18 protein-coding genes are annotated in these 17509 nt (G+C 39.8%); 7 read left to right on the top strand and 11 right to left on the bottom strand.

Annotated features, from left to right (window positions below):
* Window positions 1-218: 218 nt before the first annotated feature.
* On the bottom strand, window positions 219-920 hold the full coding sequence (locus tag A7A69_RS14030; RefSeq protein ID WP_120369839.1) for a M23 family metallopeptidase: 702 nt from the start codon (window positions 918-920) through the stop codon (window positions 219-221).
* A 112-nt stretch (window positions 921-1032) separates the two neighbouring features.
* Here A7A69_RS14030 and A7A69_RS14025 point away from each other — a divergent pair, with 112 nt between their 5' ends.
* Complete coding sequence (locus tag A7A69_RS14025) at window positions 1033-1476, top strand: DciA family protein (RefSeq protein ID WP_120369840.1); 444 nt, start codon at window positions 1033-1035, stop codon at window positions 1474-1476.
* A gap of 98 nt (window positions 1477-1574) precedes the next feature.
* Here A7A69_RS14025 and lpxC read toward each other — a convergent pair whose 3' ends face one another.
* From lpxC to gshB, 8 genes are all read right to left on the bottom strand, one after another.
* Complete coding sequence (gene lpxC / locus A7A69_RS14020) at window positions 1575-2477, bottom strand: UDP-3-O-acyl-N-acetylglucosamine deacetylase (RefSeq protein ID WP_120369841.1); 903 nt, start codon at window positions 2475-2477, stop codon at window positions 1575-1577.
* Window positions 2478-2586: 109 nt separating this feature from the next.
* Complete coding sequence (ftsZ, locus tag A7A69_RS14015; protein WP_120369842.1) at window positions 2587-3768, bottom strand: cell division protein FtsZ; 1182 nt, start codon at window positions 3766-3768, stop codon at window positions 2587-2589.
* A 168-nt stretch (window positions 3769-3936) separates the two neighbouring features.
* On the bottom strand, window positions 3937-5199 hold the full coding sequence (ftsA, locus tag A7A69_RS14010) for a cell division protein FtsA (protein ID WP_120369843.1): 1263 nt from the start codon (window positions 5197-5199) through the stop codon (window positions 3937-3939).
* Window positions 5200-5263: 64 nt separating this feature from the next.
* A complete protein-coding gene (locus A7A69_RS14005) occupies window positions 5264-6118 on the bottom strand; it encodes a cell division protein FtsQ/DivIB (RefSeq protein WP_152878178.1) in 855 nt (284 codons plus the stop codon).
* Between the two features lie 3 nt (window positions 6119-6121).
* Complete coding sequence (locus A7A69_RS14000; protein WP_120369845.1) at window positions 6122-7051, bottom strand: D-alanine--D-alanine ligase; 930 nt, start codon at window positions 7049-7051, stop codon at window positions 6122-6124.
* Window positions 7052-7105: 54 nt separating this feature from the next.
* Window positions 7106-8554, bottom strand: a complete 1449-nt coding sequence (gene murC, locus A7A69_RS13995; protein ID WP_120369846.1) for a UDP-N-acetylmuramate--L-alanine ligase — start codon at window positions 8552-8554, stop codon at window positions 7106-7108.
* A 13-nt stretch (window positions 8555-8567) separates the two neighbouring features.
* Window positions 8568-9665 carry an undecaprenyldiphospho-muramoylpentapeptide beta-N-acetylglucosaminyltransferase gene (murG, locus tag A7A69_RS13990; protein ID WP_187349234.1) on the bottom strand — a complete coding sequence of 366 codons (1098 nt, stop codon included), beginning with the start codon at window positions 9663-9665 and terminating at the stop codon, window positions 8568-8570.
* Window positions 9666-9916: 251 nt separating this feature from the next.
* Window positions 9917-10855, bottom strand: coding sequence for a glutathione synthase (gene gshB / locus A7A69_RS13985; protein WP_152878176.1), 939 nt, complete (start codon window positions 10853-10855; stop codon window positions 9917-9919).
* A gap of 135 nt (window positions 10856-10990) precedes the next feature.
* On the opposite strand from gshB, the gene A7A69_RS13980 reads away from it, so the two are divergent.
* From A7A69_RS13980 to A7A69_RS13970, 3 genes are all read left to right on the top strand, one after another.
* The gene (locus tag A7A69_RS13980) at window positions 10991-11158 is read left to right on the top strand and encodes a DUF3565 domain-containing protein (protein WP_338325138.1); all 168 of its coding nucleotides are present in this window, start codon (window positions 10991-10993) and stop codon (window positions 11156-11158) included.
* Between the two features lie 314 nt (window positions 11159-11472).
* Entirely contained in the window at window positions 11473-12693 is a 1221-nt protein-coding gene (locus A7A69_RS13975; protein ID WP_152878174.1) for an AAA family ATPase, read from the top strand.
* A gap of 1 nt (window position 12694) precedes the next feature.
* Window positions 12695-13141 carry a hypothetical protein gene (locus tag A7A69_RS13970; RefSeq protein ID WP_152878172.1) on the top strand — a complete coding sequence of 149 codons (447 nt, stop codon included), beginning with the start codon at window positions 12695-12697 and terminating at the stop codon, window positions 13139-13141.
* Window positions 13142-13374: 233 nt separating this feature from the next.
* Here A7A69_RS13970 and pyrE read toward each other — a convergent pair whose 3' ends face one another.
* Entirely contained in the window at window positions 13375-14025 is a 651-nt protein-coding gene (pyrE, locus tag A7A69_RS13965) for an orotate phosphoribosyltransferase (RefSeq protein ID WP_152878170.1), read from the bottom strand.
* Between the two features lie 38 nt (window positions 14026-14063).
* On the opposite strand from pyrE, the gene A7A69_RS13960 reads away from it, so the two are divergent.
* Window positions 14064-14885 (top strand): exodeoxyribonuclease III, encoded by an 822-nt coding sequence (locus A7A69_RS13960; RefSeq protein ID WP_151979991.1) that lies wholly within the window; start codon window positions 14064-14066, stop codon window positions 14883-14885.
* Window positions 14886-15351: 466 nt separating this feature from the next.
* Window positions 15352-15705: an arsenate reductase gene (locus A7A69_RS13955; protein WP_151979851.1), complete on the top strand. Its 354-nt coding sequence runs from the start codon at window positions 15352-15354 to the stop codon at window positions 15703-15705.
* A 58-nt stretch (window positions 15706-15763) separates the two neighbouring features.
* On the opposite strand, the gene A7A69_RS13950 is transcribed toward A7A69_RS13955, so the two are convergent.
* Window positions 15764-16201 carry a DUF2147 domain-containing protein gene (locus A7A69_RS13950; protein ID WP_120369853.1) on the bottom strand — a complete coding sequence of 146 codons (438 nt, stop codon included), beginning with the start codon at window positions 16199-16201 and terminating at the stop codon, window positions 15764-15766.
* A 156-nt stretch (window positions 16202-16357) separates the two neighbouring features.
* On the opposite strand from A7A69_RS13950, the gene A7A69_RS13945 reads away from it, so the two are divergent.
* A complete protein-coding gene (locus A7A69_RS13945; protein ID WP_152878168.1) occupies window positions 16358-17269 on the top strand; it encodes an alpha/beta hydrolase in 912 nt (303 codons plus the stop codon).
* The last annotated feature ends 240 nt before the right edge of the window (window positions 17270-17509 follow it).

The raw sequence follows: 17509 nt of genomic DNA, 5'->3' as shown, positions 1-17509 counted from the left end.
TAGTCTACGGTTAGTCCATATTTTTATCATATTTGGAGTGACACAAGTTAGCCACCTCAGTGAATACAGATTGACAGCATTATTTAGATAATAAATAGTTAGTGACTTTTCCTTACCTAAAATAACAAAAAATCGCCAATTTAGGCGATTTTTTATACACAGTATTTTAAATTTAATGCTAGCTTAAATACTAAGGCAGCGATTCAGTAAATGCGTAATTATGGGAGTAAAGCCAAATAGCTTGATGGATTTTTACGCTCTCCATCACGCACAACTTCAAAATGTAAATGCGGGCCTGTACAACGTCCAGTACAGCCGACATTAGCAATATGCTCGCCTGCCTGAACTTGATCGCCAGCTCGCACCATGATACGCGACGCATGGGCATAACGAGTGAGGTAACCATTACCATGATTTACTTCAACATATTGACCATAACCAGTTCCCCAACCTGCTTTAGTGACGATGCCTGGGCCTGTCGCATAAATTGGTGTTCCACTTGGCGCAGCTAAATCGATACCAGAATGTCCACGTGTTGTGCCTAAAAGTGTACGCATGCCATATTCTGATGAAATTCGTGTCATATCAGGTAAAGGATGCTTAATTAGCCACGAAGAATAAGGGTTATTATTTGAACCTGAAGCCGAAAATTTAGCAGTATTACTGGTTTTGCCATATTTCTTTTCAAGAGATTCGTTATTTAATTCAACTGTTTTTTCGCGCAGGGTCACCGATACTTTGGCTGATGCAGGTAGGTCAAGATCATCAGGATGGGTATAAGTGCCTTGAGAGAGTGTACGAGACAATGCTTCCAGTCGATCTGGCGCATCTTGGCTATTCAGTGTTTGATAATCTGCGAATGCAACTGAAGCTGCCGAAGCTGCCAGTGAGAAAGCAAGTAGTATACGTCGCGAATGCATAAAAAAACCTCTTGAACTGTTCTTAAAAAGTTTCTTGCGTGATCTCGTCCTTGATATCTATTGAAATGAGTGTTTAAGATAACAGTGGCTTGATGAGGAAAACCTAACACCAATGACTGATCCTAAAAACGTGTTCCAACAAACAAGAAAACACATAAAAACAGGAAACTTAACGTTTCTTACAACGCAAGTCGCGCAATGGCAAAGACTTACGAAAATTATTCAGCCCCTACTGCCGCAACCCGAAAAATGGCAGGTGGTCTGTTATCAATATGGCGTTCTAACGATTACCGGTGAAAATCAAGCCATGATTAGTCAGCTCGGATACCTTCAAACACAATACATATCTAAACTTGCTCAACTTGAAGGACTACAGGATCTACAAAAAATTCAGGTTAGATTAAGAAATACGTCTCAAAATAATCATCAACATCATGTAACCGCTGTCACTTCTTTACCACCAGAAACCCAAGAAATGTTACGAAGTGCTGCTGGATTAGTGAACGACCCTAAGCTTAGCCAAGCTTTGCTGCGTTTGGCAAGCAATAAAAAGTAACAAGCATTTCAAAATATAAATTTTAAGACTGAGTATTTTGTGACACATTTAACACAATACAAAGTTACAGTATAACGTAATCTTAGCAAGACAATGACTTAGCTCACACTTACGTAAGGAATTGGACACTCATCTTCGTTATTAAATGTTACAATTTCATAATTACTTGGATCACTTTGAACATTGCGTAACAATTGGTTATTGAGCGCATGTCCAGATTTATAACCATCAAATTTAGCAATAACTTGATGTCCCATTAAATATAAATCACCAACTGCATCTAAAATTTTATGACGCACGAATTCATCAGAAAAACGCAAACCCTCTTCATTCACCACACCTGTATCATCAACACCTATGGCATTATCCAGACTGGCTCCAAGTGCTAAATTATTCGCTTTAAGATAATCCAGATCCTTCATAAAACCGAAGGTACGAGCTTCACTGACTTCATAAACAAACGTTTCAGTAGAAAAGTCGATCGTGGCAGACTGATATTCTTTAGCGAAGGCAGGATGATCAAAATCAATGGTAAAGTTGAGTTGAAAACCTTCATGTGGACTAAACTTTGCCCGTTTATCATCAATTAATGCTTCAACAGGTTTTAAAATTTTAATGAATTTTTTTGAAGCATTCTGTTCTACGAGTTCACCTTGCATCAGTAAAAAAATGAAAGGTCCAGCACTACCATCCATAATTGGAACTTCAGAAGCAGATACCTCAATAATTAAATTATCAATGCCCAAACCTGCAATCGCACTCATGACATGTTCAATCGTGCCCACCTTAATATCATCCTGAACCAGATTGGAACACATAAATGCTTCCTGAATGAGTAAAGCATTGGCCTGAATGTCTACAGGTGGATGTAAATCAATCCGACGAAATACGATTCCCCCATCAATAACATGCGGCAGAAAATTGATCATCACTTTTTGACCACTATGGAGACCAATTCCACTGGCTTTCACCACACGTTTGAGGGTACGTTGTTTCAACATGCTACTCTAACTTCAATTTAAAACCGCTATACGTTAGCACATTTAGCTATTGATAAAAAATAAAAAAGGCAGTGTAAATACACTACCTCTTTATAAATATTTGATTTTCTTATTTGCGTTGCTGATTTTTCAAATAATCCTGAATGCTCATTGGCGATGAACGCGGTGCAGCACCTGCATTTGTTGCAGCTGGCGCCTCTGTATTTTGACGCTTATTGATCGCTGGAACATCATCTTCGTCTGTTGGATGCGAACTTGGTACTTGGACGTGTCCCACACCTGAACGTTTTCTCGGCTGTTGTTCTGCATCAGATGCATTACGAGTTAAACCAGTGGCAATGACAGTGACACGTAATTCATCACGCGCATCTGGATCAAATACAGTACCGTAGAAAATTTCACCTTCGTCCAGATCAACAATTTGATTGACGACATCAGTAATAATTTCGGTTTCACGCAAGGTGATGTCATCGCCGCCTGTAATATTAATCAACACGCCTTTGGCATTAATAATATTCACATTATCGAGCAACGGACTACGGATTGCCTGTTCTGCTGCCTGACGTGCACGGTCTTCACCACGACCAAGACCCGCACCCATCATGGCGTAACCACGAGTACTCATTGCTGTTTTCAAGTCAGCAAAGTCAAGGTTGATGTGACCACGATTTACGACAAGATCAAAGATACTTCGCACAGCGTTTAGTAAAACATCATCTGCTTTTTTGTAGGCGTCTTTCATTGAAATATCGCCATACACACTAAGCAAACGCTGGTTCGGAATAATGATGAGTGAGTCAACATGAGACTCTAGTGCATCAATGCCTTTTTCAGCAGAACGTTGACGACGACGACCTTCAAAGTTAAATGGTGTTGTTACCACCCCGACCGTCAAAATACCCATTTCTTTGGCAACTTCAGCAACCACTGGTGCAGCACCTGTACCTGTGCCACCCCCCATTCCCGCAGTCACAAACACCATGTCTGTTCCTTCGAGATGCTGACGGATCACTTCACGGCTTTCTTCAGCAGCGATTTGACCGACTTCAGGATTAGCTCCAGCACCCAAACCACGTGTACTTTGTTCACCCAACTGGATTTTGAATGGCGCATTCATGCTATCTAGTGCTTGTTTGTCCGTATTGGCACAAACAAATTTCACACCTTTAATATCGGACTGCACCATATGCTGTACGGCATTACCACCACCACCACCGACACCAAATACAGTGAAACGGGCTTGACCGTTACTATCGGTTAGTTCATCTTCTATAAATTCAAATGAGGCCATGACCTTTAGGTTTCCTAATTTCAATATGTGGCAGTCACTTCAGCCCGTATACTGCCTTAATACTTCAAAAAACAATAGATTTTAGAATGCTGTGCAATACTTACCTTGTCAAGTATGACGATTTTCTATTACAACTTCCAAACAATATTCCCAATAAACACATACATCTTAAAAAATAGCTTTTAACTTGCTATTCAAAGTATTCCAGCCATTGACTACACGGTCAACAAATGTGCGGTCATTGACTTCATCTGCTTCTTCAACTGCATCTTGCAATTCACTTTGGCTAAAAAGCAAAAGCCCCGCTGCTGTTGCATACATTGAGCGCCGCAAAGCAGCCTGATGCTGATCATCAGCATACACCTGTAAAGGTGGATTACCCAAGTGTGCAGAAACACCAAGCATACGACGTGCCAGACTGACCATTCCTTCAATCTGACATGCATCTCCAGTTAATACTACACCATGATAAAGCCCATTAAGCGCACCTGTACGTTCAAGCTCTTCACGAATCTGAGTAAAAATCTCTTCATACCGTGCAATAATGATTTCAGCAAGCTCTATGCGACTAATGGTCTGTGGCCCATCGATCGCTTGTACCTGAATCATGTGATCAGGCTTAACTACGCTCAAATCGACACAACCATGTAAAATCTTAATACGTTCTGCTTCTTCTGTCGTCGTTTGTAACACGGCAGCGATATCACGTGTGACATTTTCTCCACCGCGCTGTAATGTGCGTGCCAAAGCCAAACGACCATCTAGATAGACCGCGATATTGGTGGTTCCTGCTCCAATATCCAGTAAGCAAACGCCATATTCTTTTTCGTCTTTGAGTAAACTGGCTTCCGCAGTTGCCAGACTAGATACCACCATTTTTTCGACACCAATATTGGCACCTTTCATGGCACGATCCAGATTTTGCATGGTGCTAATCGGCATCATCATGAGTTGATAATGCCCTGTCATACTATGTGCGGACATATTAATTGGGTTTTGTACCCATTCTGGTTCATCATCCAGCTCAAAACCAAGCGGCACAGCACTCGCCAGATAATAATCTGGTGTCACATGGCTAGCTTTTGCCAGCTCTAATGCACGAACGACTTCATTGGTGCTAATCGTATGGTCAGATTTGGCAATTGGGGTACGACCAGAGGCATAAAAACTTTGTAATTCTGTACTTGGAATCGATACCCATGCAGTATGTACACGACATTCCGCCATATTTTCTGCTTCGGCAACGGCATTTTTAATTGCAGCAATCACTTTATCAAGGCTAACAATTTTTCCTTTATTCATACCACGGTTAGGCGCGTTTGCCATCCCGATGACCTGAATATTATCCGGTGCGTGAACTCTACCAATTAAAACTGAAACTTTATGTGTCCCAATATCAATCGCAACAATCGAGGGAACAGCTTCACTCATTACTCACTACCACTTGTTCGTTGTTTAGTATTGGCAAAAATGCCTGTTATTTTAAAACCATATATTATGGCTTTGTGGTTATTCCACCTGCAACATTTGTGTCATCATTGGTTACAACAAACTGACCATTTACAATTTTAGGTGGTAATGCATTCTTCCATTGTAGTGATAATCCATTTCGGTAACGCAAATCAATGGCAGAGATTTTCGACCACTCAGGTTTTAGGTCAGTTTGTGCAAGATGGCTCAGACGTTGCAACTTGCTCATGGTTTGATCCTGATCCACAATTACTCGTAAACCGGAATCAAACTGCATAAACCATGTCATCCGTTCAGTTAAATACAGTTCTTTTAATCTGAGATTAACTGGATGAAATAACTGGTTAATTTCGTTATAACGACGCATCATGGCTTTGGATTGACTAAGTGGACCATGCAACATAGGTAAATTGGCATGGTTCTGGGGATCTGCTTCGCTAAAAACATCTCCTCCGTCACTTAATAATCGTCCAGTACCCCAACGTGCAATCGCGTGACGCGGCAATACACGAACTCGAATACTGTTTGGCCAAGAACGCGACACGACAACACGATCTACCCATGAGATTTCAAGCGCTTTATCGCGGACTTGCTCAAGATCCGACGTAAAGTAATTATCTTTAACAATAGGCTGAATGTGTTGAATGAGTTGTTGTTGTTCTGTTGTCGAGTGAGTACCGACGACACTTAATTCAGCAATTCGCGCATCGGTAATGACTTTATACAAGCCAAAAATGCCTAAACCGAGCACCACAAATGCGACCAGCAACAATAACCACCCACCAGCATTGACTAACTTTTGCTTAGGCGAAGGCGGTTTTTCGTGGATGGAAGTAATGGCCGCACGACGACGACGCATGGATGCTGGAAGTTGAGCCATAAGTTAGTGAGCCGTACCTTGAAGCGTTTGTTCTAAAATCGCAACACATAACTCGTCAAACCCAATTCCAACCGCTTTGGCAGCTTTAGGAACCAATGAGTGACTGGTCATACCAGGAACAGTATTAATTTCTAATAACCAGAAATTACCTTGTTCATCTTGCATGGCATCGACACGCCCCCAACCATTTGCACCAACAGCTTGAAAGGCGCGTAGGGTTAATTGTTGCAGTTGCTTTTCATCTGACTCGCTAAGGCCTGATGGAATACCATATTGCACATCATTGCGTTGGTATTTTGCATCATAATCGTAAAATGCCACATCTTTTGGGGGTTCCAAACGGATGACAGGCAATGCCTCACCATTTAACACCACAATGGTATATTCAAGACCCGTAATCCATTTTTCAGCCATCACAATCGCATCATGTTCAGTGGCTTTGGCAATCGCCTGTGCAAAGTCTTCTTTTTTCTCGACCTTGCTCATACCAATACTTGACCCTTCGTGGACTGGCTTGATAATTACGGGTAATCCCAAGCTTTCTACAATCTCATCAATATTAGAATCTTTATTGATAATGCGATAAGGCGCAGTTGGCAAATCAGTGCCTTGCCAAATTTGCTTGGTTTTGATTTTATCCATGCCAATGGCTGAACCTTGTACACCAGTACCTGTATAAGGAACATTCAACCATTCTAGTGTTCCTTGAATCTGACCATCTTCACCGCCACGACCATGTAGCACAATAAAAGCGCGGTCATAATTGACAAGTTCAGTCACACTACGATTTTTAGGGTCAAATGCTTCTGCTTGTACACCTGAACGTAACAAGGCTTCAAGTACTGCGTTCCCACTATCTAAAGAAACCTCACGTTCAGCCGATTTCCCACCGAACAACACGGCAACTTTGCCGAATTTTGAAGCATTTGACACGTTTATATCCTTAAACTTTTAAAAACAAAAATAATCTGAAATAACTCGACCGTCTTATTTTAGATACAGATGCTGTTGAGCAAGCTCAACTGAAATTGCTCCCACGTTACCTGCACCCTGTGTTAATAACAAGTCATTCGGTTGTAACACTTTTTGTATCACGTTTTGCAGGTTGCCTTCTACTGGATCAACCAAAATCGGTTCAACTTCACCGCGTAAACGAATACTTCGTGCCAGTGAGCGGCTATCCGCTCCCACAATTGGTTTTTCGCCCGCAGGATAAACTTCGAGCAAAAGCAGTTGATCAACTTGCGATAACACATCAACAAAATCATCAAAACAATCACGAGTACGGCTAAAGCGATGCGGCTGAAACATCATCACTAAACGACGATCAGGATGGCTTTGACGTGCCGCTTTAATGGTCGCTTCCACTTCTTTAGGATGATGTCCATAATCATCCACCAATTTGACATTTCCATCACCCAGCTCAAATTCACCCTGAACCTGAAAACGGCGACCAACGCCGCTAAAACCTTCCAATGCGCGACTAATCGCTGCATCTGACACACCTTCATCGGTTGCTACACCAATTGCTGCAAGCGCGTTTAAAACATTATGCAACCCTGGTTGGTTAATGGTTAAACGTAATGGTTCGCGGTCTTTGCGTAGTACTGTGAAATGAGAACGCATTCCATCCTGTTCGACATCGACTGCACGAATATCATTGTCTTCATCAAAACCGTAGGTCAATACTGGACGGCCAATACGCGGCAAAATTTCTTGAATATTGACATCATCGCCGCACACCACAGCCAAACCATAAAATGGTAGTTTGTGCAAAAATTGCACAAACGTATCTTTTAATGTATCGAAACTACCGCCATATGTGTCCATATGATCGGCATCGATATTGGTAACAATTGCTGCCATTGGCTCTAGATATAAAAATGAAGCATCTGACTCATCTGCTTCAGCAACGATAAAACGGCTTGCACCTAAAGCTGCATTTACACCTGTACGATTCAACAAACCGCCAATTACATAAGTTGGGTCAAGATTTTCTTCAGCAAGCATCGTTGTTAGCAAACTGGTGGTTGTGGTTTTACCATGCGTACCAGCAACTGCGATACCATGACGATAACGCATTAGCTCACCCAACATTTCAGCACGACGTACCACGGGTGTACGGCTCTCTATGGCCGCTTTCACTTCTGGATTCTCAGGATCAATCGCAGTAGAAACCACCAAGACATTGGCATTTTGAATATTGTCAGCAGTATGTCCGATATAAACCTTAATACCTTTTTCTTCTAATTGAGCAGTGGTATTTGAAGCCTTGATATCAGAACCTGAAACTTTATAACCCTGATTTTTAAGTACCTCTGCAATACCACACATACCCGCTCCACCGATTCCCACAAAATGAATGTGTTTAATACGGCGCATTTCTGGGACTTTAATCAGTTTTTTGGCTTGATCAGCAGGCGTTGATGGAGACATAGCGGACTCGAATTTATAAAGCTTGAATAAGATCAGCGACTGTTTGAGTCGCCTGAGGTTGAGCGTGTTGACGTGCCTTGACTGCCATTTCAGACAACAATTGACGATTCATCAATCCACTCAAAAGAGTATGTAAATATTCAGGTGTCATAGCCGTTTGCTGGCAAATTTTCGCTGCACCAATATCTGCTAAAAACTTGGCATTGGCAGTTTGATGATCATCCACAGCAATCGGTAGTGGTACAAAAACCGCAGCTACACCTGCGGTTGCCACCTCAGTCACGGTCAATGCACCTGCACGGCAAATAATTAAATCTGCTTCGCTATATGCCTTTGCCATATCTTCAATAAACGGCATAACTTGTGCATTGATATGCGCTGGCGCATCAGCATAATGCGCGGTAGTTTCATCAACCTGTTTTTGACCGCACTGATGAAACACATTCAGCGGCATATCTAATTTTTTCAGCGCATCGGGTAAACGCTCATTCAACGCTTGCGCACCAAGCGAGCCACCCACAATCAGAATATTTAAAGGCTGATTATCTTGCGCTCGGGTGTCATATCGCCATTTTGGGTTAAGAATTTCAGTAATCTCTTTGCGAACAGGATTTCCCGTTGTCACCACTTTTTCACTGGCAGTAAAAGTATTTGGAAATGCTTCACAGACTTTGCTGGCTATACGAGAAAGCTGTGAGTTGGTAAAACCAGCCACTGCATTTTGCTCATGAATTAAAATTGGAATTCCCAAAACACGTGCAGCCAAACCACCTGGCCCTGCTACATAGCCGCCAAAGCCTGCAACAGCATCAATTTTAAGTTGCTTCATATAACGCATCGCACTGAGCGTTGCTTTTAAAATTTTAAATGGAGCTAATAACTTGCGTACAGCACCATTACCCCGCACGCCTTGGATATCAATTTGATAAAGCGGAATATTTTGATCTTTGAGTAACCGATTTTCCATACCCGCAGGTGTTGCTAGCCAAGAGACCTGACAGCCTTGTTGTTGTAGCGCTTTGGCAACAGCCAATGCAGGAAATACATGACCGCCCGTACCGGCCGCCATCATCATGACATGTTTAGATTTGTGCTGTGGTGAATCGGTCACGGTGTAATTCTTCAACTCAAAAGAAAATGGGGAAATCGCATCTATTATTTTAGCTGTTCATTTTAATCCTAAAGCAAGCAGAACGGAAAGCAAATTTCACGTGTTTGCAACATAAAGCCGAGCTTTTTTTTTGCCTTGTTTTCGGTTTAAGGATGTGGCAAATGAGAATGGATGTAAATTGATTGGTTTTTTAGAATATAAAGATGATATTCGATAGCATATTTATCAAATATCATCTTGATTTTGGGGGATTAACGACCTGCTTCTAGCACATCAAATAAAGTATCAGCAATCGATGTTCCAAACTGTGCATCAATCTCACGGATACAGGTTGGACTGGTGACATTAATTTCAGTGACATAATTGCCAATCACATCTAAACCCACAAACACCAAACCTTTTTCGCGTAAAAATGACCCAACCTGAGCTGCAATTTTTTTGTCATTTTCAGTGAGTGGACGTGCTTCGCCCAAACCACCTGCCGCCAGATTGCCCCGTACTTCACCATTTTGCGGAATACGTGCCAGACAATATGGAATCGGTTCACCATTGACCATCAAAATACGTTTATCACCCTCGACGATTTCTGGAATATAACGCTGTGCCATGATTGGGCGTGTTGCCATTTCGGTCAACATTTCCAATGTCGAACCAATATTCACGCCATCTTGATATAAACGGAAAATGCCCATGCCGCCCATACCATCAAGTGGTTTTACAATCACATCGCCATGTTCTTTAAGAAATTCTCGAATCAGGCTTTGTTGTGATGTCACCAAAGTAGGCACTTGTAACTCTGGAAACTGCGTAGCAAACAGCTTTTCGTTACAGTCGCGCAAGGATTGTGGTTTATTGATAATCCAAGCGCCTTCACGTTCTGCTTGTTCTAAAATATAAGTGGTGTAAACAAAGTTCATGTCAAATGGCGGATCTTTTCGCATTAGTACCACATCATAGTCAGCAAGCGATTCTTTTTGTTTTTCGCCCAACTCATAATAATGGTTGTAATCTTCAAAGACTTTGAGCGGTGCAATCAGACCAAAGGCCTTGCCCTGATCGATATATAAATCGTGTTGTAATGCATAGCCCAATTCATGTCCGCGACGGCTTGCTGCCCATAACATTGCCATGGTCGAATCTTTTTTAAGATTCACGGTTTCAATTGGGTCCATCACGACAAGTACACGCATCACCAGCTCACTCTTTATTTTCAATTGGCTTGATTATAAACGAGCTTTGAGCGTGGCGTTTAGTATTTGAGTGAATAAGCGAGGCGTATTACTGTCGTTAGATGACATAAAAAGTTTCTCGTTATGTAATAAGCCATTATCGAATTTCATTTGGATGAGGAACACCATTGGATTGCTGATCTTGCTTGTGGGCATGGTCAGCATGTGCGCCATGACCCACCTTGGCAAAATCGCCCTTGGGTGTTGACTGAACAAGGGCGTAAAGAAAAGTTAGGGATGGTATTGGAGTGTGAGGGAGAGTGATTCGCATAAGAGGTTTTATGTTAAATAGTTTCGAATATTCCTAATAGGACAAAACCCAAAATATTCGGTTTGAGAACGTGTCAATGTGGTGTGTGAATCATAATCTCAGCCTATGTAGGAAAGCATCATTACTTACTTCGTGGATAACCAATGTTCGACTCCGTAAGCCCTAAGGGTTTGCTCGACGGCTGTGGGGAACTTGAGAGAGTGAGGCTTTTAAGAAATAATATAAAATACAAAAATAAGATTCTTAAAGTTAGTTTTTATGCTATTATCCCAATAAATTATATTTTAAAGTTAACAATTGGTATTCTATGTTAGTTAATTTTTCGTTTTCGAATTTTTCGAGTTTTAAAAATGTTCAAACTTTTTCTTTGCTAGCATCTGAAAAATATAGTGAACATCCAGAAAATATAATTGATCATAAATTTTTGAAGAGCTCTTTAATTTATGGTGCTAATGCCAGTGGTAAAACAAATTTTGTTGATGCTTTCTATGTTTTTAGAGATATAGTTTTAGATTCAACCAGTTCAGAAGATAAAAAGTCTCAAATTAGTCAGACAAAGCCTTTTTTATTAGACGAAGAAAGCAATGATGAACCAACACAATTTGAAATTACATTTGAGGAAAATTCTTTAACTTACAGGTATGGATTATCATTTAATAAACATGAAATTCTTGAAGAGTGGTTGTATACAAAAAAATTAAAAGAGACAGAAGTTTTTTTTAGAGAAAAACAAAAAATTGTTTATAAGAAAACAAGATTCACAGAGTTGGATGGATTGATTGAAGATAGCTCTTTAAATATTGCTTCAACGATTCCAGCTATTAGTGTTGCAGCTCTTTCCTCAAAAAAGGTTTGTAGAACAATCATTAATTATATTAAAAAAATTAAAATCATTTCGGGTATTGATGAAACTGGTTTTAAATCAGTTACATATGATCTTTTTAAGCAAGATGAAGAATTTAGGGAATGGGCATTAAACATTTTAAAAAATTTCAATATTCATAATTTGATTATTGATGAGGTTGATAGTGATCAAACAAATAGTAGAATTAAAATTCGTAAATTAAAGGTTGAGGTAGTTAAGAAAACAGCTGATGGTTTTAAGGACTTTCCTATCTCTTTTGAGTCAGAAGGTACAAGAAAAGTTTTATATTTGCTAGGACCATTATATGACTCAATAAAATCAAATTATTTACTAATTATTGATGAATTAGACTCAAAATTTCATACCTTATTAACAAAAGAAGTTTTAAAAATTTTCCATAAGTTTAGTACAGAAAAGTGCCAGCTGATCGCAGTTGTTCAGGATTCTTGTTTAATGGATACATCGTTCATAAGACCTGATCAAATTTGGTTTGTAGATAAAGATTTGGCTACAGGAAAAAGTGAAATTTATTCCTTAGTTGAATATAAAATTAAGAAGAAAGAGAGCTATAGTGCTGATTATTTAAATGGATTGTATGGTGCGATTCCTTTATTTTCCTCGTATAAAGATATTGATAATTTGATGATTAAGGGAACTGATTAAAATGGCTGCAAAAAGGCAATCAAAAGCTCCATTAGGGTCATTAAGTCGGAATGAAAATACCAAAGATCTTCAAGGAAATAATGCAGATTCAAAAGATCTAATTTATGTAAGTTTTCAACTTTTTTTTGATCAAGATACTGATTATTGTCAGTCCCTAAGTAATTGGGAAAGTGAAGGGCTTCTCTCACAAATGAATATTGCTTTGATTCAATTGTGCAAGGAAACAACTGCGAATCCACAAAGGATTAAAAAGTATGGATCCTATCCTGAAAAATCAAGAACTGGTTTTCCAGAATGTCCTAGCAACTTATCAAAATCAGCAAATTGGTCATCTTTAAGGCTGTCTGGTAAAGTTAGAGTTATTGGTATTATGGATCGTAATATTTTTTATGTAGTTTACTTAGATAAGAGCCATTTGTTTTATTTATCTCCCAAGAAACATACATGACTCTGACAATATATTAGATTTCCTAAAATTAACATAATACACCTTATGCGAAATGCTTGAAGTTTCCCTTTAGCATCAATATTTTAATCAAAGACTTTTTAGAATTTAGCGCAATGGAAGGGCTTTTTTCGTGATTTTTGATGTTCCACGTTCTCTTTTTTAATTATTATTTCCAATCATCGATTAGCCAAACAAAAAAGGAAGCCCTCGCTTCCTTCCCGATCATCTAAAACTTAGATGCCATACTTCACACGATAGTCTTCCATTTTCGCCAAAGCCTCTTTCTCACCTTTAGCATCTAAAAAGTCCATCAAATCTTTCATGGTAATCAAAGCATGTACAGGAATTTCCAATTCTTTTTGCACTTCTTGAATCGCAGAAAGCTCTCCTTGACCACGCTCCTGACGATCTAGCGCCACCAATACGCCTGCAATCGTCGCACCTGCATTTTTCAAAATCGTGACTACTTCACGAATCGCAGTACCCGCGGTAATTACATCATCAATGATCCAGACTTTTTGACCCGCCACAGCAGCACCAACCAAGACTCCGCCTTCACCATGGTCTTTAGCTTCCTTACGGTTAAATCCCCAAGGAACACTTTTGCCATGCACTTGAGACAATGCCACAGCCGTTGCCGCAACAAATGGAATCCCTTTATAAGCAGGACCAAAAATCACATCGACATTTTGACATTGTACAAGTTTATCGGCATAGCCTTGAGCTAATAGCGACAATGCTTCACCATCGTTTAACAAACCTGCGTTAAAAAAATACGGACTGACACGTCCTGATTTTAGGGTAAACTCACCAAATTTAAGCACACCGCGTGATAACGCGAGTTCAATAAAGGCTTGCGGGTTAAAAGACGACGGCGTTGTCATAGGTGCTCCAGATTCATCAATTGAGGTCAAACTTGCGCATGATACCAAAGGATCGCTATCCAAGTGATGTAAAAATTCTACGTGTGGTTTCAATTAACGTAAATGGCTTGCGTTCATCTGTCACCAAAGGACTGCTCGAATGGCTTGAAAAGTCTGAGGCAGATGTGGTGTGTATGCAAGAAAGCCGTATTACCCATGCACAGTGGACAGATAAATTTAAACCAGAAGGTTGGTACACGCATCTTTTTCCTGCCGAACGTGCGGGTTATGCAGGTACGGCAATTTATAGCCGTGTTCCATTTAAATCCATTCAGGATGGACTGGGTTTTGAACTCGCAGATTCACAAGGGCGTTTTATTGCTGCTGAATTTGATTTAGGACTAGATCAATCGGCCTATATTTGTTCTTTATATTTGCCCTCGGGTTCTTCGGGCGATGAAGCTCAGGCACGTAAAGATGTATTTTTAGAACAGTACGCCAATATTTTAAAGCAATGGCGTGCGGAAAATAAATCGATCATTGTTTGTGGAGATTACAATATCGTGCATAAACGCATTGATATTAAAAACTGGTCAGGTAATCAAAAATCATCGGGCTGTTTACCACATGAACGTGCGTGGCTAGATCATATCTATGATGATTTGGGTTATGTCGATACTTTCCGTGAAGTCCGTCAAGAAGCTGAACTTTATTCTTGGTGGTCAAACCGTGGGCAAGCCCGCGCCAAAAATGTAGGTTGGCGTATTGATTATCATGCTTGCTCACCAGACTGGAAAGACCGCACTGTCAATGCTTGGGTCTATAAAGAAGAATGGTTTAGCGACCATGCACCTGTGATTATTGACTATAAAATCGGTTAAAAATAAGTACACATGTTCACTCAATTAATGGTTTTTACCTACAATTGTTGTGGACATTGTATATTTTTCTTACAGCCGTTTAAGCGCATTATAGCTGCACGGCACAGGGACATGTCAGGATGACAAAAGGATAGGACGCCGTAGGAAGGAAATACATAACCTAGTTTGGTTATTCAAGGATGTGACAATGGACGTTGGACTGAGACCCGCATGATCAGGATGATTAAATGCGGGTTTTCTCTTTTTTGCATCCAATGCTTTATTTATATTTTTTCTTAATTCTTTGATGATCATCATAGCTAAAACATATGTCAATATGATGACATTGGTTCTATTTTACAAGTCTTTGGGTTTTAACATTTTCTGATATTGTTATCTTCAATATTGACCAGCCTCATCACAGACTAGAGCTTTGTAATTTTTTTGGGTAGGCTATTACGCATTGTCAATGATATAGCTCAAGAATATGTTAAAGATTTATGGAATCAAAAATTGTAATTCAATGAAGAAAGCCTTTGATGCATTAAAGCAAAAAGGGCTTAACTACGAGTTTCATGATTATAAAAAGCAAGGCATTGATGCTGAAACAATCCAAGTTTGGCTAGAAAAAATAGGTGCGGATATTATTTTAAATAAGAAAGGAACCACTTGGCGCAAGTTATCTTCAGATGAGCAACAATTTGCGCTCAGCAGTGAAACTCATTTGATCGAAACTTTAGTTGAACATCCAAGCTTGATTAAACGCCCTGTTTTGCAAACCTCAACTGGCTATCTTGTCGGTTTTGATGAAACAGCGTATCAACAGCTCTCTGCATCTTGAAAGTAAAAAAATAGCCGAATCATCGATTCGGCTATTTGATGATACGCAAACACATCGATTAGTTCGCACGAATCCAAGTCTGATTACGACCTAGTGCTGAAATCCCGATATAGCCACGAATATTCAGCTTTTTACCGCCATCAGCCAATTCGCCTTTAAGCTTATAAGTTTTACCAGTTTTAGGATCAAGAATTGATCCACCATCATAACTTGTACCGCCTGTATTTTTCAGGCCATTAACAATGGTCACACCTTTGAGTGACTTATTCTTGTAAGGTCCTTCACACTTGGTACAAGAATTTTCTTCACCTGGTGTTAATACTGTTTGAATCGCTGCTGACAAAGTGCCATTTTTTTGCTCTGTGAATTTCACAATTGCTTTCGGTTGCTTGGTCTGATCATCAATCGTTTTCCAAACCGTACCATTCAATGGATCAGCAGCATTTGCCAAAACTGTCGCACTAAGTAATCCAATTGCCAATGCAAATTTTTTCATTTTTGTTTAGTATCCCTAAGTCTTTGTTGACCTCTTTAGTATTCTAAACTCACAACAATATTGCAATTTTTGTCTGTGACTAATTAGTGTAGCCTTGTAACTTGTTTAGCTGAATTTGCACAATTTCAAAAAATATCCCCAAACTATGAAAAAATGATGAAGATGAATGCCATGTGGAAACAATATATAACGGAAACTATTTTAAAAACAGCGATCCGAACACCGAGCCAGTTTAGTTTACCGCCAGCGACAATTAGAACCGCACTGGATCAATTGTGCCGTGTTTTTCCAGTGAATAAAGAAGTTCAGATTCGTCCCATTCGCTTGGCAGGGATCAAGGCAGAGGAGATTAAACCTCAATCTTCTTCAACCCAACTCATTTTTCATATTCATGGCGGAGCATTTTTTTTAGGCAGTCTAAACACGCACCGCGCTTTCATGACAGATATTGCAGCGCGTACTCAAATGCAGGTCATGCATGTAGATTATCCGTTAGCACCTGAAAGTGGTTTTCCTGATGCTTTAGATGCGCTTTACGATATTTATCAGCTTTTACTGGATCAGGGCATACAAGCCAAAGATATTATTCTTTCAGGGGATTCGTGTGGGGCAAATCTGGCTTTAGCGCTGTGTTTACGTCTTAAAGAAAATCAGGATGACTTACCAAGTGGACTGATTTTATTATCGCCTTTTCTGGATCTCACCTTGAGCAGCGAATCGTTACGCTTTAATCGCAAACACGATGCATTACTTTCCATAGAAGCCTTAGAGGCAGGTATAGATTATTATATAGGCGATCGTATCGCCAAAGATAATCCGCAGGTTTCGCCTTTATTTGATGATTTATCTGGTTTACCTCCAACATTGGTTCAGGTCGGTTCCAAAGAGATTTTATTAGATGACGCCAAACGCTTTCGCGATCAAGCAAAACAAGCTGGCGTGCATGTAGAATTTAAGCTCTACACAGGCATGTGGCATAATTTTCAGATGTTTAATGCTTGGTTTGATCAAGCAAAGCAAGCGTTGGCCGATATTGCTAAATTTGCTCAACAACTAGATAAAGACTAAAATTTTTTGAAACAGAGTTTTTCAAAATTACATTTAATTTCGAAACAGTCCAAACCCCTATTTCCCTATTTCATTACATGAAAAATCTCATGAGTGAAATAGGTAGATCTCCTATAAAAATTGGCAAGACTGTTTTTGATTTGATCAAAAAATGAATGAATAAAAGAATATTAACGTCAACAAAATCACATTTTTTTCGGATAAAGCCTGATTTTCATACAACTTTAAAACTGTTATCTT

It is taken from the genome of Acinetobacter guerrae, from assembly GCF_009372255.1.
Classification (GTDB): Bacteria; Pseudomonadota; Gammaproteobacteria; order Pseudomonadales; family Moraxellaceae; genus Acinetobacter; species Acinetobacter guerrae.
This window is presented reverse-complemented; position numbering and strand designations above follow the sequence as displayed.

What these genes read in the sequence shown, in the direction of transcription:
- A7A69_RS14030 (WP_120369839.1), bottom strand. Translation starts at nt 920, where the DNA reads ATGCATTCGCGACGTATACTACTTGCTTTCTCACTGGCAGCTTCGGCA.
- A7A69_RS14025 (WP_120369840.1), top strand. Translation starts at nt 1,033, where the DNA reads ATGACTGATCCTAAAAACGTGTTCCAACAAACAAGAAAACACATAAAA.
- lpxC (WP_120369841.1), bottom strand. Translation starts at nt 2,477, where the DNA reads ATGTTGAAACAACGTACCCTCAAACGTGTGGTGAAAGCCAGTGGAATT.
- ftsZ (WP_120369842.1), bottom strand. Translation starts at nt 3,768, where the DNA reads ATGGCCTCATTTGAATTTATAGAAGATGAACTAACCGATAGTAACGGT.
- ftsA (WP_120369843.1), bottom strand. Translation starts at nt 5,199, where the DNA reads ATGAGTGAAGCTGTTCCCTCGATTGTTGCGATTGATATTGGGACACAT.
- A7A69_RS14005 (WP_152878178.1), bottom strand. Translation starts at nt 6,118, where the DNA reads ATGGCTCAACTTCCAGCATCCATGCGTCGTCGTCGTGCGGCCATTACT.
- murC (WP_120369846.1), bottom strand. Translation starts at nt 8,554, where the DNA reads ATGTCTCCATCAACGCCTGCTGATCAAGCCAAAAAACTGATTAAAGTC.
- gshB (WP_152878176.1), bottom strand. Translation starts at nt 10,855, where the DNA reads ATGCGTGTACTTGTCGTGATGGACCCAATTGAAACCGTGAATCTTAAA.
- A7A69_RS13975 (WP_152878174.1), top strand. Translation starts at nt 11,473, where the DNA reads ATGTTAGTTAATTTTTCGTTTTCGAATTTTTCGAGTTTTAAAAATGTT.
- A7A69_RS13970 (WP_152878172.1), top strand. Translation starts at nt 12,695, where the DNA reads ATGGCTGCAAAAAGGCAATCAAAAGCTCCATTAGGGTCATTAAGTCGG.
- pyrE (WP_152878170.1), bottom strand. Translation starts at nt 14,025, where the DNA reads ATGACAACGCCGTCGTCTTTTAACCCGCAAGCCTTTATTGAACTCGCG.
- A7A69_RS13960 (WP_151979991.1), top strand. Translation starts at nt 14,064, where the DNA reads ATGATACCAAAGGATCGCTATCCAAGTGATGTAAAAATTCTACGTGTG.
- A7A69_RS13955 (WP_151979851.1), top strand. Translation starts at nt 15,352, where the DNA reads ATGTTAAAGATTTATGGAATCAAAAATTGTAATTCAATGAAGAAAGCC.
- A7A69_RS13950 (WP_120369853.1), bottom strand. Translation starts at nt 16,201, where the DNA reads ATGAAAAAATTTGCATTGGCAATTGGATTACTTAGTGCGACAGTTTTG.
- A7A69_RS13945 (WP_152878168.1), top strand. Translation starts at nt 16,358, where the DNA reads ATGAAGATGAATGCCATGTGGAAACAATATATAACGGAAACTATTTTA.